This window comes from Maritalea porphyrae (genome assembly GCF_027213965.1).
GTDB classification, from domain to species: domain Bacteria; phylum Pseudomonadota; class Alphaproteobacteria; order Rhizobiales; family Devosiaceae; genus Maritalea; species Maritalea porphyrae_A.
This window is the reverse complement of the sequence record NZ_JAPWGX010000006.1, coordinates 16,485-36,814: the sequence shown is the minus strand read 5'-3', so window position 1 is coordinate 36,814 and position 20,330 is coordinate 16,485. Positions and strand designations below refer to the sequence as shown.

Sequence of the window (20,330 nt, the reverse complement as noted above, 5' to 3'; positions counted from 1 at the left end):
ACAGATATGTCTATTCGTCCAGTTAAGAAAACAGTTTTGGCAAAGCCTACAATGGAAGGCGCGGGGGTGAAATTGCACCGCGCATTTGGGTTCCATGAACCGCGTGAGTTGGATCCGTTTTTGTTGTTCGATGATTTTCGCAATGAACAGGAAGAAGATTTTATCAAGGGCTTTCCTTGGCATCCACATCGGGGCATTGAAACAATCACCTATGTGCTTTCTGGCTCTGTGGAGCATGGCGATAGCCTGGGGAATAAGGGTGAGTTGAATGCAGGCGATGTGCAATGGATGACCGCAGGGTCGGGCATTATGCACCAAGAAATGCCTAAGGGTAATGCCGATGGGCAAATGCACGGGTTTCAGCTCTGGGCCAATCTGCCCGCGTCAATGAAAATGACGTCACCACGCTATCAGGATGTAGAAAGCAGCGATGTCCCCACTATTGTTGATGATGACGGCACGTCGGTTCGCGTTGTTGTTGGTGATTTCTGGGGAAAAAAAGGCCCGGTGGATGGCATTGCAGCTGACCCCCAATATTTGGATATTTCGGTGCCTGCCGGGGTGCGCAAAACCTTCAAGGTGGATACCTATCGCAATACGTTTGCCTATGTTTTTGCAGGGGCTGGCAGCTTTCGAGATGCGTCAAATCCGGTTGGGGTGTTGACCGAAAAAGAGGTGGCGGGCGAAGAATTGCACATTCGCGATTTGAGTGGCGACCGCACACTCGTCTATTTTGATACCGGTGATGAGGTGGTGGTGCAAGCTGGTGATGAAGGCGTGCGCTTTTTGCTGATTTCGGGCAAACCTTTGCAAGAGCCGGTCGCTTGGCACGGCCCGATTGTGATGAACACGCGCCAAGAATTGATTGAAGCGGTGAACGAATTGCAGGCGGGTACATTCATCAAACAAAGCGGCGCCAACTGGCTTGAACAATAAGTCTTTCGGCTCCGGATATTGCGTATATGCACATATTCAGAGCCGTATTCGATGCTTGAAATTCTGATTGGGAATCAACGCAGTTAGATTTTTCAAGAGTAGAAATGAAGCAAAAAGGAAAAAAGTTCGCTATATGTTCTGGTCTTGTTGTGGCATATGAGGGCTATGAACCATTTAAGATTTTGCGATTTGCCATTTGACGAACAAAGCTGCGCGCTTAAGGAAATCATCCGCTCCTATCCTGAATTGATGGATGTGTTGGCGCGCGCACGCGACATGGATTTGCCCGATCATTGGATTGTGTCCGGTGCTATTTACAACAATGTTTGGAACTATCTCACCGAGCGCCCCTATATGCACGGGGTGAAGGATGTGGATGTTTTTTATTTTGATTCCAAAGACTTGAGCTATGAGGCCGAGGACAAAGTGATCAAGCGTGCGGATGCGGTTTTTGCGGATTGTAATCCACCGGTTGAGTTGCGCAATCAGGCACGGGTGCATCTTTGGTACAAGGACCATTTTGGTCAGGACTATTCTCCGCTTGTTTCCGCGGAAGAAGGTATTGATCGCTTTGCGTCAATCACGCATGCGGTTGGGGTGCGTTTGCGGAAAAACGACCAGTTGGAGCTTTATGCGCCCTACGGGTTGAACGAGATTTTTTCGTTTCGGATCACCCCGAACTATGTGCTGCATAACGAAAAAACGCATATCGAAAAGGGCGTGCGTGCCCTGCAACATTGGCCTGAACTGACCATTGTGCCATGGGACGCTCAGGCGCTAGATTTCAAGGATAAACGGCAAGCTTCCTAACGATTTTCCATTGGCAAGAATTTCGATTTTGTGGCTACCAGGATAAAAGGTGCGCGTGGTTATGGGCTTAATCATGTGCGTCTTTTTAATTTTTAGCACGTCGTGTGGCTTTAGAGTGCCCGTTTTCAGCTTGAACACTTTTGGTGCCAAAGTCCCGTTGGCTTTCATAAAATGAATGGCGTAATCCAATATGATTGGCTGCGGTTTATCGCTTTTGTTTTCAATGACAAATTGAAACACCAAGGCTTCACCCAGTTTGACTTTGTCGCTTTGCACTTCGAAGTCTGAGAACCTAGCATCAAGCGCTTGGTAGCCAAGGGCTTCAAGCGTTGGCTGATGGCCCTGTTTGATTAAGGTGCGGCAGGCATGACGAACCAAACGTTCCCGATTTTTGCTCGCGCCTTTGAGCCAGTCCTTTGCAATCTTTGCTACCAAGTCGGGTTGGTTTTTGGCAATGTCGTTTAAGTTGTTGGCCACAGATCTGCGTACATATTCTTCCGGGTCGTCTTTAAGCTTTTCCAAAATGTTTAGAACGGGCGTTGGGTCCTGAACAAATGTTTGTAGGCGTATGCCCCAAGGCAATAAGGGGCGACACCCTTCAGAAGCGAGGCGTCTAACGTGCGCGTTGTTGCTTTTTGCCCATTTGGCGAACTGGCGCATAGCACCTTCTTGGTTAGCTATGATGAACGGGCGCACCGCAAATTCTGCGCTGAAGCGTTTGGTCAGCTCTTCTAAAACATCAAAGCTGGTGGTTGGGTTGTTTAAACCAACTTGAGCCACAAAATCAGCCATGGGCATAATGGCAAAACCTGAAAGCCCGCTGTCTTGTTCTTGTGTAGTGCCCCCATCAATTGGGGCTTGTGACCCTAGTGTTTGAATGAGAATAGGGCCGGATACATCTATTGTATTTGGTAGAGTTGCAACCAATGCGTCGCGAATTTGGTTGGATCGTTGTTTGAGTTCGAGATTTTCAAAATCAGCACTTGCGAGGGCAATAAATTTGTCTTGATCAAAGGCGGGGTAGGCGTTGCACAGCAACGCCCCCATTTTTTCAATCAGCGGAATATTGAAGAAATTCTTGAACGGTTCGGGCATGGATTACATGTTGGTCCAGTCAAGATAACCAGCAAGCGCAATCGCGCGGTTGGCCGTTTTGTCGAGCACGCAACCGGTGAAAAATGTGGTGCGGATTGTGCCTTCTTTCCAATAGTCATAATTGAAGTCACAGTCTGTGTCCCGGAAAGTGATCCAAGCCCTTTGTGCGTCGCGCAATTTGCTAAACTGTTCAGCGGATAGGTTTGCTTTGAGATCTTGATAGAGAAAGTTGAGATAGCTGTCCCACCATGCATTTTCGCGCATGGTGCATTCAGCCATGCCTACGGTGGAGGAGCCGTCGGGCGCGTCCATGCAAACGCGTGATGCAGCGCCAATGCATTCACGCAAGGAGACATCATCGCCAGAGCTTTGGATATCGTGCACGGTTTCAATGCATTGTTGCATTTGAATTTCGTCTTCACTGGTAAAATCGTCTGCGACGCTGGCGCTTGCAGGGATAAGAAGAACAGTGGCGGCAAGTGGCAACAGATATTGTTTCATGCTTCAGTCCTCGATTTGGGTTGTGCTGCTGGGCAGTTGCGAAATGGCGCGTCGAGCAGCTGAAAAATATTCGCGGTAGATGATAAAGCCAATGGTGCCCACGGCCATGACAATGCCCACAGTGCTTGAAAGGAACCAACCAACGTTCGCGATGGAAAAATAGTAGGCGCGAATGCCTGAATTAAAGTGGCGCGCCCCTTGGGTGTTCAAATTGGCCATGGCCCGCACTTCTGCTGGATCGGCGTTTGTGGAATGGTCCGCTGCGCCCATCAAAATGCAAAAATGATTGAAGTGGCGCAACGACAGGGTAAATGACAAAAAGGCCATAACGGTCATCACCAGCATCACCACAAAGTGGGACTGATAGTCAAAATCTGTGTAGACATCACCCCAGCTCAAAGACCGAAGGGTGGGCAAAAGTTCGTTTAATTGTCCGATGACGGCGAACATGGCCAGAATGAGCAACACCGAAGTAGAGGCGAAAAATGAGACCGCGCTCATGATGTTGCCGGTCAAAATGCCGTCAATTGGGGTGTCGCGCCGCACAGCATTTTGTACCCAGCGCAGCCGCTGGCGCGCCATAAGGGCGGACATTGAGGTGCGTCGGGTTTCAATCGCCTTGCTCAATAGGCCATAGAATGCCCAAAAGATCAGCGGCAAAAATGTAGATAACAATGTCATGTGTAAGCGATTTCACTCCCCAGTTGCACCAATAATAGCGCAATTGGGGGGCTTGGCGAGATGATAATTTGTCAAAGTTTTTCGGTACGCTGCACAGCGGTTTTCAGCAACCATGCAAGAACAAGGATGTGCACAACAATTGCCACTGCCAGAACGAGCGCAGTTGGCAGGTAGCTTTGTGGGGAGAGCGCAAAAATCTCACCTATCCAATAGCTCGGAAAGAGCCCACCCAACAGTCGCCAAGGCGAAGGAATTGCAGCGATCAAGGGGAAGAGCATTAAAAGGTTGAGGAGCTTGGACAATGCAAGCCCTTCAACTTTGTTCCCGGCAAGGGAAAGCAAAGTAAGCGCCACAATTGCCGTTTCAATGGCGACAAGAAGGGCGGCGAACAGTTGGGTGCTAAGTGCGTGTTCTGGGTATATTTGTATCATACCAAAAAGCCCGAGCATGCCGCCAATCGCGCTAGCGATGGCAAGGCGGTAGCTCATAAACCCGATTTTGCCGACCGATGTTGTTTCGATGGCGAGCAAGGTATGATCATCCCGATCTTCAAGCAGCAAAAAGCCCGCGACCCACCCCACAAGCGAGGCTGGCAACAGCAGCGCCATTGGGGCGATATATGCGGATAAATTTGGAATTGAGAATAACCCAATGCCCAATTGGTCCAACTTGGCACTATATGCGGCAAACAAGGGGGCAGGCACGGCGCTTAACAAAGTCGCCAGCAGTAAAATCGGATCGCGCGAAAGATTTTGCGCATCACTTTTGAACAGTAACCAGAACCTTTTCACCGCTGATTGTTGTTGCATCATGGTTTTGATCCTAGTTCCTGTTTAAGGAAATTTGCGCTCCCAATGAAACAGACCGTCGCGGCCACCAAGCAACCAAGGGCGCAAATTCCTAAAACTGGAAATGCTGTTGGTTCTGGGTCAAAAGCGACGAGCAGAAGTTTGAGCTGGGCGACAGGCGGGATTGCATAAACAAATAGTGGCAAAGGATCAACAATCAGCAGCGCCGCGGGTGCCACGAGCGGTGTGATGATAGGAACTGAACCAATGAGATAGCCGCTGACGGTTTTGAACTTCAGGGCAGCGATGGCCCCTGCGGATATGAACATAATGGAGGTGCAAATGGTGGCGAAAATCACAAGCGCGGCATTGTGCCATGCCAATTGCGCGGCGACTGAAAGCACGCAAACTGCTGCCACAGCCACAATGGTGAGGCTGATGGATTTTGCCGCGAGATATTGAGTGGCTGAAATGGGTGACATGGCTAGTGCCAGGCGCACATTTTCGCTTTTCTCGAGCATCATCAAGCCGCCCAAAAAGAAGAAGCCAAGCACGGCCGGGTCAGAGTAAATGATGATCGCGATCACCCAGTGGGGCAATGCGTCTTGAGCAACAAGAATGATGGTGGTGTATAGCCCAATAACAACAGCATAGGCTGCGATTATGCGATATCGCCATTGCAGCTGAAAATCTGTGAGCAACAGTTTTATGAAAGGGCCATTCATTGGTTCACAACCTTGATGAAAACCTCGTCAAGGCTTGCCTCTTTGGTGTGTAAACTCAAGATATTATCGTTGTGCATGAGTTCAAGGAATGCTGGATTGCGTCCAATATTGGACATTGGAAATTCGTGATGTTGTTGGGCCGATTGTGTGCCGGTTATAACTTCCAGCGTGCGGCTGCCGAATTTTCGTTTCAGCTCAGATGGTGTGCCCGTTAAGGGAATGGTGCCTTGATGCAAAAAAGCAATCCGGTCGCACACTTCGTCGGCTTCTGCCATATTATGCGTGGTCAAAAAAATGGTCTTGCCTTCTGACTTTAATCTTTTGATGAGATCGCGGGTAAGGCGCGCACGTGCCGGATCTTGCCCCGTCGTTGGCTCATCTAGAAATAAAAAGTCGGGATCGTGCAATAAAGCGCGGCAAAGGTTGAGCCGCATTTTCATGCCTTTTGAAAAACTTGCGACACGTTTGTCGGCATCGTTGGCAAGGTCAACAAGCGACAGACAATCGATTATTGGCATGGTGGGTACATTGTATAGCGCGCTAAAAAGCTGCAAATTTTCGCGTGCAGTTAGTCGCTGATAAAGGGCGGGCAATTCAAAACTAACGCCGATGCGGTCATAAAAGCTTCGATCGATTTGTGTGATGGGTTGGCCAAACATTTCCACTTTGCCCCCATAGCCATTTAATAGGCGCATGAGGATGCTTTGGGTGGTGCTTTTGCCCGCGCCGGATGGTCCCAAAAGGCCAAAAACTTCGCCTTTTGAGATGCGAAAGTTGACGTCTTTGAGCGTTTGAGTGGTTGCTTTTGGGTAGGTGAAACTCAGGTTTTGAACGTTGAGCATAACTTATGCCCCTTTGTTTGAAAGTTTGAAATGCAACAAGTCATTTAGGTGGGCCAAGGACGCATCAAAGGATTCAACGGGCAGCAGATCGGCCTGCATTATTAAGCAAAAGATCAAAACCGAGATTTCCGCCATTGTGTTCACTTGTGCAGAAGTGCAGTAGCCCCGGCTCTGCATTGTTTTGGTGAGATCATCAAAAAAAGCAAAGTCGCCACTTTGGTGCTTGGCCATTTGTTCTGGCCCCATTTTTCTGGCCAAATGCTCTATTTCGCCCGGTTGCAGCATAACGCCGATAAATGGGTCAGTTCTGATGGCATTGACGGTTATGTCAAAAAGACCATCAATCAGGCCTTTCTCTTCGCCACTAAATGTTTCGACAAGTTGTTTCATCGCGTCGCGATAAATGCGTTCGCGCTGCTCAACAATGGCTAAAAACAACTGCTCTTTGGTGTCGTAGAAATTATAAAATGACCCCTTTGATATGCCTACAGCGCGGCAAATGTCTTCAATTCGCGCAGCCCGCAGTCCACGTTTTGAAAACTCAAGGTTTCCAACCTCACAGAGCGTTGCCATGATTTGTTTGCGTTCTTTTTCGCTGAAGTGTTTGGCCATTGCGCGTGCTTTTTCTCGTTACTCAATAAAGTGCGATGTTTTCACCGCGACAGTCGGGGTGTTGTATTCTTGTTTTGCCATTTGTTTTTTGCTTTTTCATTCATGGACTTGGCGGCACAATGTTTGAGTAAACCAGTCAGCTTGTTTGGAACGTTTCAAAACTCGCAAAACATTCTTTTCTAGAACCCATTTTGCTCAAAAAAACACCGACACATGTAGGTCCTTTTCATGCGCACAAAACAACCATATCGGCAGTTGGGAGTCAATGACCAAATAAATCATTTGGTCATTGGCGTGTAATATCGAGTGTTGATGTGTGGGTTTTTTTTGGGGGAGTGACTAGGTCAGTCTTAGGTGGGTTATGCAGCAAGTGGCAGGGGTGGCCCTTAGTGGGGCGCTGGGTGAGGGCGCGCGCTGTGGGGTGTATATGTTGCCTTTTTCAGCCCATCAAAGCTTGTTTTCTCGGCTTGTAACGCGCAGATTTTGATGTGCGCGCCAATTTGTGGAAGCAGTCAGCTGGCAATTTGCTGAAATTGAGTGTCTGGCTGTTACGGATTGAGCTATCTTTTCGCGATGGCGGGTAGTCAACGCATCGCGCTATCATGGTGCGTGGCGGAACGCACTAGGCAAACAGGGCATCAATGGTTTTACAAAGGGCGTTGGTGAGTTCTTTTTTTGAAGAGGTGGCAGCAGAGGCCGCGCGCGCTGTTATGCCGTCAAATAGTGCCAGCAAGCAAAAAATGGCGCTTTCAATATTGGCAGTTTTTACTATGGTGCCGCGCTCTTGCGCGGTTTGAAAAATGGCTGATAGGTCGGTTTTAAATTGTTCTTCGACGGTTTGGAACGCGCTATTTACCTCGGGGTTTCGCGTGGCTTCGCTGCTGATTTCAATCATTAGGCGGGCAAAATCTTCATCAAGGAGCGTGTCAAGAACATCTGGCAGAGCGTTTTTTAGTCCACGCACAGGGTTCTCAAGGGCGCGCAGGAAGTCGATCAGCTCCAAGTTTTGTTCGTGTTCTTGGGCGGCAATCGCTTCGATAATAGCTTGCTTTGACGGGAAATACCGATAAAGCGCGCCCGGGCTAATTTTGCCCGTTTTGCAAATGTGGGCCATTGAGGCATTGTGAATGCCTTTTGCGATGAAACACTTTTTTGCTGCCGCAAGAATTTGTTTTTTGCGGGTCTTGTGTAGCTCTTCGTTTTTGGTGCGGGCCATTCGGATATCCAATTATCAGAGCGATAGTTCTAAAATAGAATTGCGTTCGTCTCAAGTTATGTTATTAAGCGAATGATTGTTCGTTAAATGAGGGCGTTATGCGTTTTAAACATATTTCAATTGGGGCTGGGGCCATTTTGGGTGTCGTTTTGTTGATGCTGACCTTTTTGTTTTTGCTTCCTGATCAGCGTTATTCAGAGAATGATTTCCGGTTTGACTTCCGGGGCACCGAAATTGCGGGAAAGCTGATCTTGCCGTTGGTCCCAACAAACGGCCCCATTGACTGTTTGGTTTTTGTGCATGGGGACGGGGCCATGTCTTTTGATGGGACGGGGTACTTCGAGCCGTACTTTTCTCATTTTGCACAAAAAGGCATGTGCGCGCTTTCGTGGCATAAGCCGGGGGTCGACGGCGCAGAGGGTGAGTGGTTGGACTATTCGATGGCTGACCGGGCAGCATTGGTTGAAGCTGGGGTTGCCGCCCTGCGCTCAAACAGCGTGCAGCCCATCGGGCGGGTTGGTTTGATCGGGTTTTCACAAGCAGGTTGGGTGCTGCCTAAGATTGAGCCGATAAAGAACGACATTGCGTTCTACGTGTTTGTATCGCCAGCGGTGAATTGGATGGAACAGTCTGCCTATATGACCAATTTGCGGAACAAAAACACGACCCCGGATTTAGTGAAAGTGCGAAACAACCAAGCCATCGATGAAATGGTGCTGGCAGGAGCGCCTTATCGTCAGTTCGAACAATATGCTGCAAAGCATAAGGAGATCGACAAAGAGGAGTTTTCGCCAAAAAGGTGGACTTTCATAACCAAGAACGCCCGATCAGATTTATCCCAAGATATAGGTCAACTTAACGATGTGCCCGTGTTGTTGTTGACCGGTGCGCGGGATGGGCAATTGGATGCGGCAAAAACGGATGCAACGTTTAAAAAGCTGTTGGGCGAAAAACTTGTGCGCCACCAATTTGAAACGGCCGGGCACAGCATGATCCAAGTTGACCAACGCAAACCAATGGATGGTTTTGATGGGTTTTGGGTTTTGCTAAAGGTTGGCTTTATGGGCCGAGATGCATTTGTTGAGGGGTATTGGGCGGCAATGGATGAGTTCATCGCCGCCGTTTTGAATTAAGGGCTAAATCGGGCGCGGATATTGCACATAGATTTGTTTGATGCCCTCTAGCACGTCCTCACTGAGCACAATGTCTTTGGCGTCGATATCGGTTTTCAATTGTTCCATATTGGTGGCACCAATAATAACGGAGGTCATGAACGGGCGATCAAGGGCAAACTTTAAGCCCATTTGGCAAACGTCCAAACCGTGTTCTTTTGCCAATGCCATATAGGCACGGATGGCGGGTTCAGATTGGGGAGAGTTGCGGTAGGTTGCACCCACCGATAATTCGCCCCGTGTGCCTTTAGGGATTTGCCCATCCAAATATTTGCCCGACAAGGCGCCCGCTGCCAACGCCGAATAGGCAAGCAAGCCGACATTTTCGTGATGGCTGACCTCTGCCAAATCGTGATCAAAATAGCGGCGTAGCAAACCATATTCGTTTTGAATTGACGCCACACGGGGCAGATCATTTTGTTCGGACAAACGCAAATATTGCATGGTGCCCCACGCAGACTCATTGGATAGGCCAATATGGCGGATTTTTCCGTCGCGCACCAATGCATCTAAGGTTTCAAGCACCTCAAGCATGTTGGAAAGCTCGGCTTGGGTGTCTTGCGAAAACGGGTCAAAATCATGGGCATTGCTGAAATGATAATGGCCGCGGTTTGGCCAATGCAATTGGTACAGATCAATATAGTCGGTTTGCAGCCGTTTCAGGCTATCTTCCACCGCTTTACGAATGGAGCTTGCGTTGATCGGGCTGCCATCGCGAATCCAGGGCACGCCTTCGCCAGCAATCTTTGTGGCTAAAATGACTTTGTCGCGGTTTCCCGAATTTTTGAACCAGGTGCCGATATATTGTTCGGTAAGTCCGTAGCTTTCTGGGATGGTGGGTACAGCATAGAGTTCGGCTGTATCAAAGAAGTTGATTTCCCGATCCAGTGCGTAGTCCATTTGTTGATGGGCTTCTTGTTCAGTGTTTTGTCGGCCCCAAGTCATGGTGCCCAAGCATATCTCAGAGACCTTTAATTCAGTGCGGCCAAGTTTGTTGAATTTCATCTGATGTCTCGCAATTTGGTGAGGACGCACAACCTAGCCCAAAGCCCCCCTAAGACACAAGATTGGACCGGCTCGAACTGGCCGAAAAAGTTTTTTTCAGTTTTATGTCATTAAGGGTTCACATTCAGATCAAAGCACCCTATATAGGCGCTGCACCCGGTAATCACCGGGCACAAAAACGACATCGTCGTTTTCTTCAAGACAGTATCTGTCTTATTTTTGGCGCGGGGTGGAGCAGCCCGGTAGCTCGTCAGGCTCATAACCTGAAGGTCGTAGGTTCAAATCCTACCCCCGCAACCAAAAATTCCATAAATCTTCCAGTTCGTTGCTATTCTTTCAGCAAAATGCTCATGTCAGGCAGCAATCTATTTTGGTTGTTGAACAGGTGAGGAAATTTGATGTTTCGAAATGTTTGTGCCGCCTTGGTTGGGTTTGTCATATTGGTCTTGGGAAGTGCTTCTCCCAGTGTTGCAGTAAACTGTGATGCATCCAAAACAACTTCAGAAATGCAGGTTTGCCAAACGGCCGCTAAAGTTAGTGCGATTGAAAAAATTCGGGCTGCTTATCAAAATGCGCTTGTTGGGTTGAGTGAAGATGATCAGACGTTGCTTTTTGAAACGCAAACAGCATGGGACACCTTTAGAGATAAAGAGTGTGTTCGCCTGTCTAAAATCGTTAGCGAAGGCACGATGCGCAGCTTGGCGGAATTGTCTTGCATAATCAAAATGACCACAGAACGAGCAGATGTGCTGAACACAAACCCACTTACCGGTGAAATTGTTGAACCAGCTGTTGTGCAGGAAAAATCCAGTTTGGATGTGACTAGTCCGGCGCGCGAAATTTTGGACCTCGCCAACGCGCACTTAAGCGGTCAGTCCTCGGAGTCATATTTTTCGAACGATCGAATTGATCGTCTATATAGCGCTGGCTTTGTTGAAAAATATAAAAAAGCGGCGGCTTCGATGGCGGCCAAGGGGTACTCTGTCGTTTTTGATTACGATGTAATTATCCAAGCCCAAGATGGGTGCCCCCTTGAGAACCTGTCGCTTAAGACTTTTCCAAAGAGTGGGCAAACCACGATCGTGATGGCGACGTTCCAATCCAAAGCCTGTTGGGATAATTCAGAACAAAATCAAGCCTATTCAGAAGTGCGCTTTGAAATATTGGAACAGAATGGACGGGCGGTAATTAATGACATTTATGTTGTCGTTGAAGGCGGCGCCTATATGTCGGTCCAAGAGGAAATGGAAAAGTTTTGAGTAAGAACTCCCATCTCTAAGTTGTTTTGATTGGGGCGCCAACTTTGCTTTGCAGCGCGCACGATTTCCAATATGAAGAGTGAATGAAAAAGGTTCTCTCCTCCCTGCCCATCGATGATGTGCTGGACCAACTTTCCACAACGTTGAATGAGCAGGCTTTCGCTATTTTGGTTGCAGCGCCAGGTGCTGGTAAAACCACGCGTGTGCCGCTTGCTTTGCTCGATGCTGAATGGCGCAACGATGGGCGTATCATAATGCTCGAACCTCGACGAATTGCCGCTAGAGCCGCAGCGCATCGTATGGCGCAATCGCTGGGCGAAAAAGTTGGCGAAACTGTTGGCTACCGCGTGCGGCTAGATACGCGCGTGAGTGCAAAGACGCGCATAGAAGTGGTCACCGAAGGGGTTTTTACCCGCATGATCCTTGATGACCCCGAACTCAATGGAGTTGCGGCGGTGATTTTTGATGAGTTCCATGAACGCAGCCTTGACGGCGATCTTGGACTGGCTTTGGCGCTAGATACTGCCATCTTGCGACCTAAATTGCGCATTCTCATTATGTCGGCAACACTTGATAGCGCGCAAATGTCTAAGCTGTTGGCAGATGCACCGCTTATTGTCAGCGAGGGGCGCGCATTCCCTGTTGAAACGCACTATGTGCCGCCAAAGCCAAATGTGTTTGTTGAAGACCATGTGGTGTTAACGGTGTTGAACGCACTACAAGAAGAGCATGGCTCGATCTTGGTGTTTTTGCCCGGCCAAGCCGAAATTCGCCGGGTTGCTGAGCGGCTTTCTTCAGCGGTCTCTGACACTATAGACATTGCGCCGCTCTATGGACGATTAACACCTGAGCAGCAAGATCGGGCGATCGCACCCGCCGTTGAGGGGCGACGTAAAATTGTAATTGCGACATCAATTGCGCAAACTTCTTTGACCATTGAAGGTATTCGCATTGTTGTTGATAGCGGCTTGGCGCGGGTGCCGGTTTATGAGCCAGCGACCGCTTTAACACGGCTTGAGACCCGCACGATTTCGCAAGCGGCTGCCACCCAAAGGCAAGGGCGGGCCGGACGAACCCAAGACGGCGTTTGTTATCGCCTTTGGAGCAAAGGCCAAAATGCAGCACAAGCCGCATTTGATACGCCAGAAATTTTGGCCGCCGACTTAACTGGTTTGGTGCTCAATCTTGCTAGTTGGGGCGTCACCGACCCAAATCAAATGCAATTTGTTGATCAGCCGCCTGCGCCTGCATGGGCAGAAGCTGTTGCGCTGCTAAAGGATTTGGATGCGCTGGACGAGCGTGGACAGATCACTGATCATGGCCGTGCTTTGGTGGGGTTGCCCCTCCACCCGCGCCTTGCGCATATGGTGCATCAAGGCAAAACCTGTGGCAACGCCCAGCTGGCCGCTGACATTGCAGCGCTTGTTTCGGAACATGGACTTGGTGGCGATGCGATTGATATCGAAGAGCGTTTGCGCATTTTTTTGTCAGATCGGAGCCCCCGGGCGACGGACGCGAAGTCTTTGTCAAAGCGATGGGCGAAAGAGGTTGGCGAAGGCGGCAAGCAAACGCGTGAAACGAGCGTTGGACAATTGATCGCTTATGCTTATCCGGATCGCATCGCGCAGGCCGCTGGTCGCCCCGGACGTTTTCGGCTAGCAAATGGGCGCGCAGCTTCATTGCCTGCAACTAACCCGCTCGCGCAGCAAAAGTTTTTGGTGGTCACTGATATTACCGGACAAGCTGCAAATGGGCGCATTCGCGCGGCTGCAGGAATTGATCTTGTAGAGATTGAAGAGAGTTTTTCGGCTCATATAGTTGAAGAAACCCGCTTAGAGTTTGACACTCAATCCCGCAGCGTTCGCGCGCGCCGTGTGCGGGCGCTCAAGCAGGTTGTGTTGGCCGAAGCGCCTGCCAAAATTGAAGATCAAGATGCTGCAGCAGCCGTTCTTTGCACGGCGATAAAGGCGTTGGGGCTAAATGTTTTGCCATGGACAAAGTCACAATTGGCCATTCGAGCGCGAGCGAATTATTTGCATCAAACGCTTGGTGCGCCTTGGCCCGATCTTAGTGACTTGGCTTTGCAAAAAGATGTTGCAAGCTGGTTGCAGCCATACCTTTTTGGGGAAACAGCCATTGCCAAAATCTCCCCGCAAGTTTTGGACAGTGCGTTGTTGGCTTTGTTGCCGTGGGGCATGAGAAACCAGATGGATGAGTTGTTGCCCACTCATTTTGAGGTGCCCACGGGGTCTCGCATTGCGATCAACTACGCGCACGAAACCGCCCCTGCGATTGAGGTGCGGGTGCAAGAATTATTTGGTCTTTCCAAGCATCCAAGCGTTGCTGAGGGTAAAATTCGATTGTTGGTCATACTGTTGTCGCCCGCGCACCGCCCTATACAGATGACCCAAGATTTGCCCGGATTTTGGCAGGGCTCATGGGCCGATGTGGCCAAAGATCTAAAAGGGCGATACCCGCGTCATTTCTGGCCGGATAATCCTGCCGCAGCAAAAGCGACCTCGCGCGCGAAGCCACGGGGGAGTTAGAGGCGTTTGCGTTTGAGCGGAGCCCTGTGCATTTGATCGGGGCCCATCGGATTATTGAAAGGTGGCTTAGCTCGCCAGCTTGATATCAACTGCATCTGGACTTGTGTGCTGTTCTTCTAAAATGAAAATCTCAACTATTTGATCAAGAGCGATTGCTTGCTCTTCAGTTTGTTCGATTGCCGTGTTGGTTTCTTCCACCAGTGCGGCATTGTGTTGGGTCATTTCATCCATTTGCCGGATCGCTGAAGAGACCTCGTCAATTGAAGAGGCTTGGCTTCGGCTTGCTATTGAAATCTCCACGACCAAGTCACGGTTTTCTTGCACCGCCGCTAGCATTTCTTCTATTTTTTTAGATGCGTCGGCAACGAGTTGTGTTCCATTGTCTACCTCTGATGAACTCTGTTCAATCAGTGCTTTAACGTCTGACGACGCTTCAGCTGCGGACTGTGCCAGCCGACGCACTTCAACCGCAACAACGGCAAAGCCTTTGCCTGCTTCGCCTGCCCGGGCAGCCTCGACGGAGGCGTTTAACGCCAGCAAATTGGTTTGGAAAGCAATGTCATCGATCATGCCGATAATATTTGAAATTTTGGCCGATGAAGAGGCGATGCGTTCCATTGCGTTGGTTGCGTTTTCCATGACCTGGCCGCTGCTTGTCGCAATTGTGGCGGTCAGCGCAGTTTTTTGTTTTGCATCCTCGGAGCGGCGGGCGTTTTCGTCCACCGCCGTTGAGAGCTGTTCCATCGCCGCGGAGGTTTGTTCGATTGCGGAAGCTTGGCGGGTTGTGCGATCAGCGAGATCATTGGACCCGGTTAGGATTTCGGATGTCGCAGCTTTTAGACCCCGCGAAGTTACGCGCAATTGGCCAACAATTTCACAAAGTTTTTCAGCAACGTCATTGGTGTTGGATTTCAGTTTATGAAATGCGCCTTCATATTGTCCTGTAACCCGCTTTGAAAGGTCTGCTTTTGAAAGCGCTGCAAGAACTTCGCCCGTTTCGTTCAAGCCTCGGTCAACTGTAGCAACAAGGTCGTTTACGCCCTGTGCGAGATGGTTGAGTTCCTCATCGGGGAATTCTGCGCTGACCCGCTTATCGAAAATACCTGCGCTTGCCGCACTGACAACATTACCAAAGGCGGCTTGTAGTTCTTGCATCATTGACGCTCGTTCAAGCTTGCGCAAATTTTCAGCTTCAACCTCCTGGGCAGCGTTGGCCTCCATTTTGATTGCATTGTCCTTAAACACCAGAACAGCATTTGCCATTTTGCCAATTTCGTCTGCACGATCAGTTTGTGGGACCTCTGTCTCTAATTCGTTTCGCGCAAGAGAGCGCATAGCTGTCGTAAGTCTGGCAATTGGATTGGTGATTGAGCGCGATATTGCAATGGCTAGCCCTGTTGTAATGAGCATTAGGATTAGTCCGGACATCAACATGAAGTTGCGTAAGGCGACAATGCCCATGCTTGCCTCTTGTGTGCCTTGCATGGCAATAACGGCCCACTTGGTGGTGCCAAACTCGATCGGCGTTGCCGCTACCCGGGTGTCCACGCCCAGTTGGTTTTTCCAGTCGCCGACAAAAGTGTTTCCAGCAAGACCCGCTTTGGCGGATTCGCTTTCGTTTGAAGTAGTTAGAATATCATTTTCGGGTGTAAAGCTGCTGTTATTTCTAAGCAGATAATCTTCACCAACAATTATGGTTTCACCGGTTTCGCCAAGACCTGTTTTCTCATTCATAATGTGGTTAATGCGCCCTATAGGCATTTGCATTGCTGCAACCCCGATTTGTTTTTCGTCCATGTAAACCGGTGAAGACATAAAGGCCGCAGGCGCATCAAAGCTTGGGGAGTAGGGTTTGAAGTCAAAGAAGTTGATTGTGTTGGGTGCTTGCTTTAGCGCAGCTCTAAAAGCCTTGCCCAAATCTGTATTCTTCCACTCGTCGCCGCTATTGGAAAAATTCGTCGCAAAGTCGGCTTCCTTAAATACGGAGTATACTAGCTCGCCATTCATGTCGAAAAGAAAGATGTCGTAGTAGCCTTTGGTCTCCAATAACTCTCTGAAGACAGGATGAAATTGGCCATGGGTCGTATCGTATGATGTTTTTGTCGGCGCTTGATCAAGTAAATGCTTTTCGCCAACTTTGTTCTTGTTGTCTGTTATATAAGCCCTTTTTAGTGTGGCATTTGCGCTTGACCCTAACTCTGCATAGTTCGCGGTAAACTCGGCCAGAGCGGTTGCCGTCTGTGGATTGCTGGAGAACAGTCTTAGATCGTCCTCCAAGTCATACAGATAGTTTTCAAGGGTATTGGCGCGGCTTTTTGCAATGGTCTCAAGCTTGTTGGTAGTCGTGTCCATCAGCGCGGAGGATGCGGTGGACAAGCTAATGCCACCCATAATCAATACGGCTGAGAGCGAGATGCCAGCAAAAGCAATGGGTAGTTTTGTAGAGAGGCTTAAGTCTTTAATTGATTGAAACATACTTGCACCATTTTCAGAAATGGCCAGATGACAGTTTGAGCAAAAAAATGTTTTTGTTTCTATTATTGTCGAATGCGCCAAACAGCTCTGGCAAAGAAAAATACTAAATATTGCTTTTTTATACGGATTAATACCTAACCTATTGTTAAAGGCGAAAATCGGCAAATGTGCAGGTTGCGCCTGTTGATGGTGTCCCTACAATGCGATCAACTCAAAAACTGGTTGTAGTTGCAAAATGAAAAATGATTTCGGTGATATCCCGTTTAGCCCGCAAATGTTGCAAAGCCTTTTAAGAGAAATGGGCGACGGGGCCATTGCAATTGATGCGCTGGGGCATATCATTTGGATCAACAATAATTACCATAAAATGTTGGGTATCCCTAAGGGGATAGATCCGCGCGGGCGCGATATTGAAGAGCTTATTCCTGAGAGCCGATTAAAGGAAGTGGTGCGCACAGGAAACTCGATTTTAATCGACATTATGAATTTTGATGATCAACAATTTGTGGTCAGTCGGTTTCCATTAAAAGACAGCGCGGGCGTTGTTGCGGGTGCCATTGGATTCGTGCTGTTCGACAAAGTTGGTCCCTTGGCTCCGTTGATGAAGAAGTTTGAAATCTTGGGCAAACGCTTGAGTTTAGCTGAGCAAAAATTGGCTCAAGCCCGCCAAGCCAAATATAGCGTTGCGAGCATTATCAATCGGTCGCCAAAAATCGATAAGGTGAAAGAGCAAACCCGCGCGGTGGCGCAACATGATAGCCCGGTGCTTTTGCGGGGGGAAACGGGCACCGGCAAGGAGCTGTTTGCCCATGCCATTCACAATGCGTCGGCTCGGCGCTCTGGCCCATTTGTGGCGCTTAATGTGGCAGCAATTCCTGAGGCTTTGCTGGAGGCTGAGTTTTTTGGGGTGGCGCCGGGAGCTTACACTGGGGCCAGTGATCGTCAACCAGAAGGCAAATTGGCATTAGCGCGGCATGGCACCCTATTTTTGGATGAAGTGGGGGACATGCCCTTGGCCTTGCAGGCCAAACTGTTGCGCGTTCTGGAAGAAAAAGAATTTGAACCTGTTGGATCAAACATCATCCAGCCCGTTGATGTGCGCATTGTGGCTGCGACTTCGCTTGATCTAGAGAGCATGGTGAAAAAGGGCACCTTCCGGCGAGATTTTTATTATCGGTTGAATGTGCTCAAGATTGATATTCCGCCTTTGCGACAACGCATCGAAGATGTGCCGGTGTTGTGCGACTATTTCCTTGAAGAATTTGCGCAGCGCGCCAGTGAGCCATTGCGCCTGATGGCGGACAGTGGGGTGCAACATCTGATGCGCTATGATTGGCCGGGCAACGTGCGCGAATTGCGCAATGCGATCGAGCGGGCTTGTGTTTTGTCCAAAGCCCAGGTTCTGGGGGCTGACGCATTTGAGGAAATACTGCCCGCTGATGATGTTTCGTCGCCGAGCAAAGCACCTTATCAAGAGCCGGGCATGGACGCAGCGGATAATCTACCATTGCAAATTGCACAGCTTGAGCGGCGGGCAATAGGAGATGCGTTGCGCATATGCGCTGGGCACAAGGGCAAGGCCGCCAAGCGGTTGGGCATTTCGCGTTCTCAGCTTTACGATAAGCTCAAACTCTATGATTTGTCGTAAAGTCAAACATAATTGTATGTTTTTCAGACGATGCGCGTTTTCTCATTCATTTCAAATAGTTGAGCCTAGTTTTTATCCATTTTGTGTGAGAACAACACATTTTTCAAGCGACATAACCTTGTCCCATCATTGGTATAACTTGCTGAAATAATTACACTAATCCCTTTTCGGAATTGTTGGCACGGCCATTGCAATGAAATGGTGTGGATCGCGCACGCGAAATTTAACAGCGTGCGGTCATTTCCATTAAAGGGAGGAATAAATGGATCGTTCTAATTTCAAAAGTGTTGCGCAAAAAATCGCTGCACCTGCCTTGGCTGCATTGGCAATGTCAACAGCTGTTCTGCCAACCCAAGCTGGTGAGCCGCTGCGTTGGCGTGTGCCGGTGGCGTTTGGTACACATTTGCCAGCGCTTGGCGACAATATCAATTATGTGGCTGAAGCACTTGATGCGGCAACAGCGGGCGAAGTGCAGTTCAAAGTGTTTGAACCTGGCAAATTGGTGGCACCCTTGTCGATCACTGAAGCGGTGAAAGACGGCAAAATGCAAGCCGGTTACACTTGGCTTGGTTATGATCAGGGCCGCATTCCATCTGCCCCTTTGCTTGCGGCGCGTCCGTTCGGCATGGAGCCTTGGGAATATACAGCTTGGTGGTATGAAGGTGGTGGGCAGGCGTTGGCTGAAGCCGTTTATGCTGAGCACGACGTGCATCCAATTTTGTGCGGTATTATTGGCCCCGAAACTGCTGGTTGGTTCCGTAATGAAATCAAATCACTTGAAGATATTGATGGGCTGAAAATCCGCTTTGCGGGTCTTGGCGGCAAAGTGATGCAAAAACTTGGTGCGTCTGTAACGGTGTTGCCCGGTGGTGAGATTTTCCCCGCGTTGGAAAAAGGTGCCATTGATGCGACCGAGTTCTCCATGCCCGCGATCGACCAATTGCTGGGTTTTGATAAGATCATCAAAAACAACTATTTCCCCGGTTGGCACCAAACTTACACAGCCTTCCATTTGGTTGTGAACGCCGAGCTTTGGGCCGGATTGCCAAGCGATCGCAAAGCGTTGATCGATATGGCTTGTACTGCTGGTGTAATTCGCAACCTTTCAAAAGGTGAGGCCATTCAAGGCGCCGTGATTGCTGGTTTCCCTGAAAAAGGCGTGACCGCCAACACATTGCCCGAAGAATTGCTGCGCGAGTTGCAGGTGATTACGCAAGAAGTGTTGGAAGAAGAAGCGGCAAATGACGAGCACTTCAAGACCATCTATGAGTCTCAAGAAGCTTTCTCTGCGGACTACAAGAATTGGAAAAGCCTCGCGTACCTACCACGCGATTTTTAAGCGCACGCGTTCTTAAAAACAGTTGGTCGTTGGGTTGTGGGGAGGTCTGCTGTTCGAGCAGATATGTAAATGACAATTAAAAAAGATCTGGACCATCCAGAACATATGCTCGAAGAGCCGGGCCATGCCTATGGCGAGTTTTTGCCAACAACGGCTTTTTCAAGAATTACCGATCGCGCCTTGCGTGCGATCGGCCATGGTGTCAGCTGGGTTTGGCTGTTGCTGTTGGCCACCATCGTGATCAATGTTGTGTCGCGCTATGTCTTTGGCAAAGGGCGCATTGAGTTTGAAGAAATCCAATGGCATTTTTATGCAGTTGGGTTCTTGGTCGGGCTTTCCTATTGCCTGACCACAGACGATCATATTCGGGTTGATGTGATTGCTGAGGTATTCTCCAAAAAGGTCAAAACATGGGTCGAAACGTTGGGTATTATTTTGCTGCTGATCCCATTTTTGGTGTTTGTAATTATCTACGCTGTGCCGTTTTTCACCTACTCATTGTCGATTAATGAGGTCTCAGGGTCGCCCGGTGGGCTGCCCGCTGTGTGGGCCATCAAGTCTTTCCTCATCATCGGCTTCGTTTTGCTGCTGTTTGCGGCTCTGTCGCGGCTCAGTCGGGCGGTTGCCTTTTTGACCGGAGGCGGTGAAACGCTACCGCCTCAAGATGGAGGGCGATGATC

Annotated in this window: 18 protein-coding genes and 1 tRNA gene; 9 read left to right on the top strand and 10 right to left on the bottom strand. The window is 49.3% G+C overall.

Annotated elements, in window-relative coordinates:
- The first annotated feature begins 6 nt into the window (after window positions 1-6).
- Both O4H47_RS15995 and O4H47_RS15990 read left to right on the top strand, forming a co-directional pair.
- Entirely contained in the window at window positions 7-936 is a 930-nt protein-coding gene (locus O4H47_RS15995; RefSeq protein ID WP_269395023.1) for a pirin family protein, read from the top strand.
- A gap of 165 nt (window positions 937-1,101) precedes the next feature.
- Complete coding sequence (locus O4H47_RS15990) at window positions 1,102-1,746, top strand: nucleotidyltransferase family protein (protein WP_269395022.1); 645 nt, start codon at window positions 1,102-1,104, stop codon at window positions 1,744-1,746.
- Here the strand turns inward: O4H47_RS15990 and O4H47_RS15985 are convergent.
- The 8 genes from O4H47_RS15985 to O4H47_RS15950 all read right to left on the bottom strand — a co-directional run bounded on the left by O4H47_RS15985 (window position 1,714) and on the right by O4H47_RS15950 (window position 8,206).
- On the bottom strand, window positions 1,714-2,841 hold the full coding sequence (locus O4H47_RS15985) for a DNA alkylation repair protein (protein ID WP_269395021.1): 1,128 nt from the start codon (window positions 2,839-2,841) through the stop codon (window positions 1,714-1,716). The genes O4H47_RS15990 and O4H47_RS15985 overlap by 33 nt on opposite strands.
- A gap of 3 nt (window positions 2,842-2,844) precedes the next feature.
- The gene (locus O4H47_RS15980; protein ID WP_269395020.1) at window positions 2,845-3,342 is read right to left on the bottom strand and encodes a lysozyme inhibitor LprI family protein; all 498 of its coding nucleotides are present in this window, start codon (window positions 3,340-3,342) and stop codon (window positions 2,845-2,847) included.
- Between the two features lie 3 nt (window positions 3,343-3,345).
- Complete coding sequence (locus O4H47_RS15975) at window positions 3,346-4,023, bottom strand: DUF599 domain-containing protein (RefSeq protein ID WP_269395019.1); 678 nt, start codon at window positions 4,021-4,023, stop codon at window positions 3,346-3,348.
- 71 nt (window positions 4,024-4,094) lie between these two features.
- The gene (locus O4H47_RS15970) at window positions 4,095-4,835 is read right to left on the bottom strand and encodes a hypothetical protein (protein WP_269395018.1); all 741 of its coding nucleotides are present in this window, start codon (window positions 4,833-4,835) and stop codon (window positions 4,095-4,097) included.
- Entirely contained in the window at window positions 4,832-5,536 is a 705-nt protein-coding gene (locus O4H47_RS15965; RefSeq protein WP_269395017.1) for a hypothetical protein, read from the bottom strand. Before O4H47_RS15965 ends, O4H47_RS15970 begins: the two co-directional genes overlap by 4 nt.
- Window positions 5,533-6,378, bottom strand: a complete 846-nt coding sequence (locus O4H47_RS15960; protein WP_269395016.1) for an ABC transporter ATP-binding protein — start codon at window positions 6,376-6,378, stop codon at window positions 5,533-5,535. Before O4H47_RS15960 ends, O4H47_RS15965 begins: the two co-directional genes overlap by 4 nt.
- Before the next feature lie 3 nt (window positions 6,379-6,381).
- Window positions 6,382-6,990, bottom strand: coding sequence for a TetR/AcrR family transcriptional regulator (locus tag O4H47_RS15955; protein WP_269395015.1), 609 nt, complete (start codon window positions 6,988-6,990; stop codon window positions 6,382-6,384).
- A gap of 622 nt (window positions 6,991-7,612) precedes the next feature.
- Window positions 7,613-8,206, bottom strand: a complete 594-nt coding sequence (locus tag O4H47_RS15950) for a TetR/AcrR family transcriptional regulator (RefSeq protein WP_269395014.1) — start codon at window positions 8,204-8,206, stop codon at window positions 7,613-7,615.
- Window positions 8,207-8,304: 98 nt separating this feature from the next.
- On the opposite strand from O4H47_RS15950, the gene O4H47_RS15945 reads away from it, so the two are divergent.
- Window positions 8,305-9,339 (top strand): alpha/beta hydrolase family protein, encoded by a 1,035-nt coding sequence (locus O4H47_RS15945; RefSeq protein WP_269395013.1) that lies wholly within the window; start codon window positions 8,305-8,307, stop codon window positions 9,337-9,339.
- A gap of 3 nt (window positions 9,340-9,342) precedes the next feature.
- On the opposite strand, the gene O4H47_RS15940 is transcribed toward O4H47_RS15945, so the two are convergent.
- Window positions 9,343-10,383, bottom strand: a complete 1,041-nt coding sequence (locus tag O4H47_RS15940) for an aldo/keto reductase (protein WP_269395012.1) — start codon at window positions 10,381-10,383, stop codon at window positions 9,343-9,345.
- Between the two features lie 223 nt (window positions 10,384-10,606).
- Between O4H47_RS15940 and O4H47_RS15935 the strand changes: the two genes are divergently transcribed.
- From O4H47_RS15935 to hrpB, 3 genes are all read left to right on the top strand, one after another.
- Window positions 10,607-10,683, top strand: a tRNA-Met gene (locus tag O4H47_RS15935).
- Between the two features lie 98 nt (window positions 10,684-10,781).
- Window positions 10,782-11,642 carry a lysozyme inhibitor LprI family protein gene (locus O4H47_RS15930; RefSeq protein WP_269395011.1) on the top strand — a complete coding sequence of 287 codons (861 nt, stop codon included), beginning with the start codon at window positions 10,782-10,784 and terminating at the stop codon, window positions 11,640-11,642.
- Between the two features lie 83 nt (window positions 11,643-11,725).
- Window positions 11,726-14,188, top strand: a complete 2,463-nt coding sequence (gene hrpB / locus O4H47_RS15925) for an ATP-dependent helicase HrpB (protein WP_269395010.1) — start codon at window positions 11,726-11,728, stop codon at window positions 14,186-14,188.
- A 66-nt stretch (window positions 14,189-14,254) separates the two neighbouring features.
- On the opposite strand, the gene O4H47_RS15920 is transcribed toward hrpB, so the two are convergent.
- Window positions 14,255-16,663: a methyl-accepting chemotaxis protein gene (locus O4H47_RS15920; RefSeq protein WP_269395009.1), complete on the bottom strand. Its 2,409-nt coding sequence runs from the start codon at window positions 16,661-16,663 to the stop codon at window positions 14,255-14,257.
- Window positions 16,664-16,898: 235 nt separating this feature from the next.
- Here O4H47_RS15920 and O4H47_RS15915 point away from each other — a divergent pair, with 235 nt between their 5' ends.
- The 3 genes from O4H47_RS15915 to O4H47_RS15905 all read left to right on the top strand — a co-directional run bounded on the left by O4H47_RS15915 (window position 16,899) and on the right by O4H47_RS15905 (window position 20,328).
- Entirely contained in the window at window positions 16,899-18,311 is a 1,413-nt protein-coding gene (locus O4H47_RS15915; protein WP_269395008.1) for a sigma-54 interaction domain-containing protein, read from the top strand.
- A gap of 262 nt (window positions 18,312-18,573) precedes the next feature.
- Window positions 18,574-19,650, top strand: a complete 1,077-nt coding sequence (locus O4H47_RS15910; RefSeq protein WP_269395007.1) for a TRAP transporter substrate-binding protein — start codon at window positions 18,574-18,576, stop codon at window positions 19,648-19,650.
- 69 nt (window positions 19,651-19,719) lie between these two features.
- Window positions 19,720-20,328 (top strand): TRAP transporter small permease subunit, encoded by a 609-nt coding sequence (locus tag O4H47_RS15905; RefSeq protein ID WP_269395006.1) that lies wholly within the window; start codon window positions 19,720-19,722, stop codon window positions 20,326-20,328.
- Window positions 20,329-20,330: the final 2 nt, after the last annotated feature.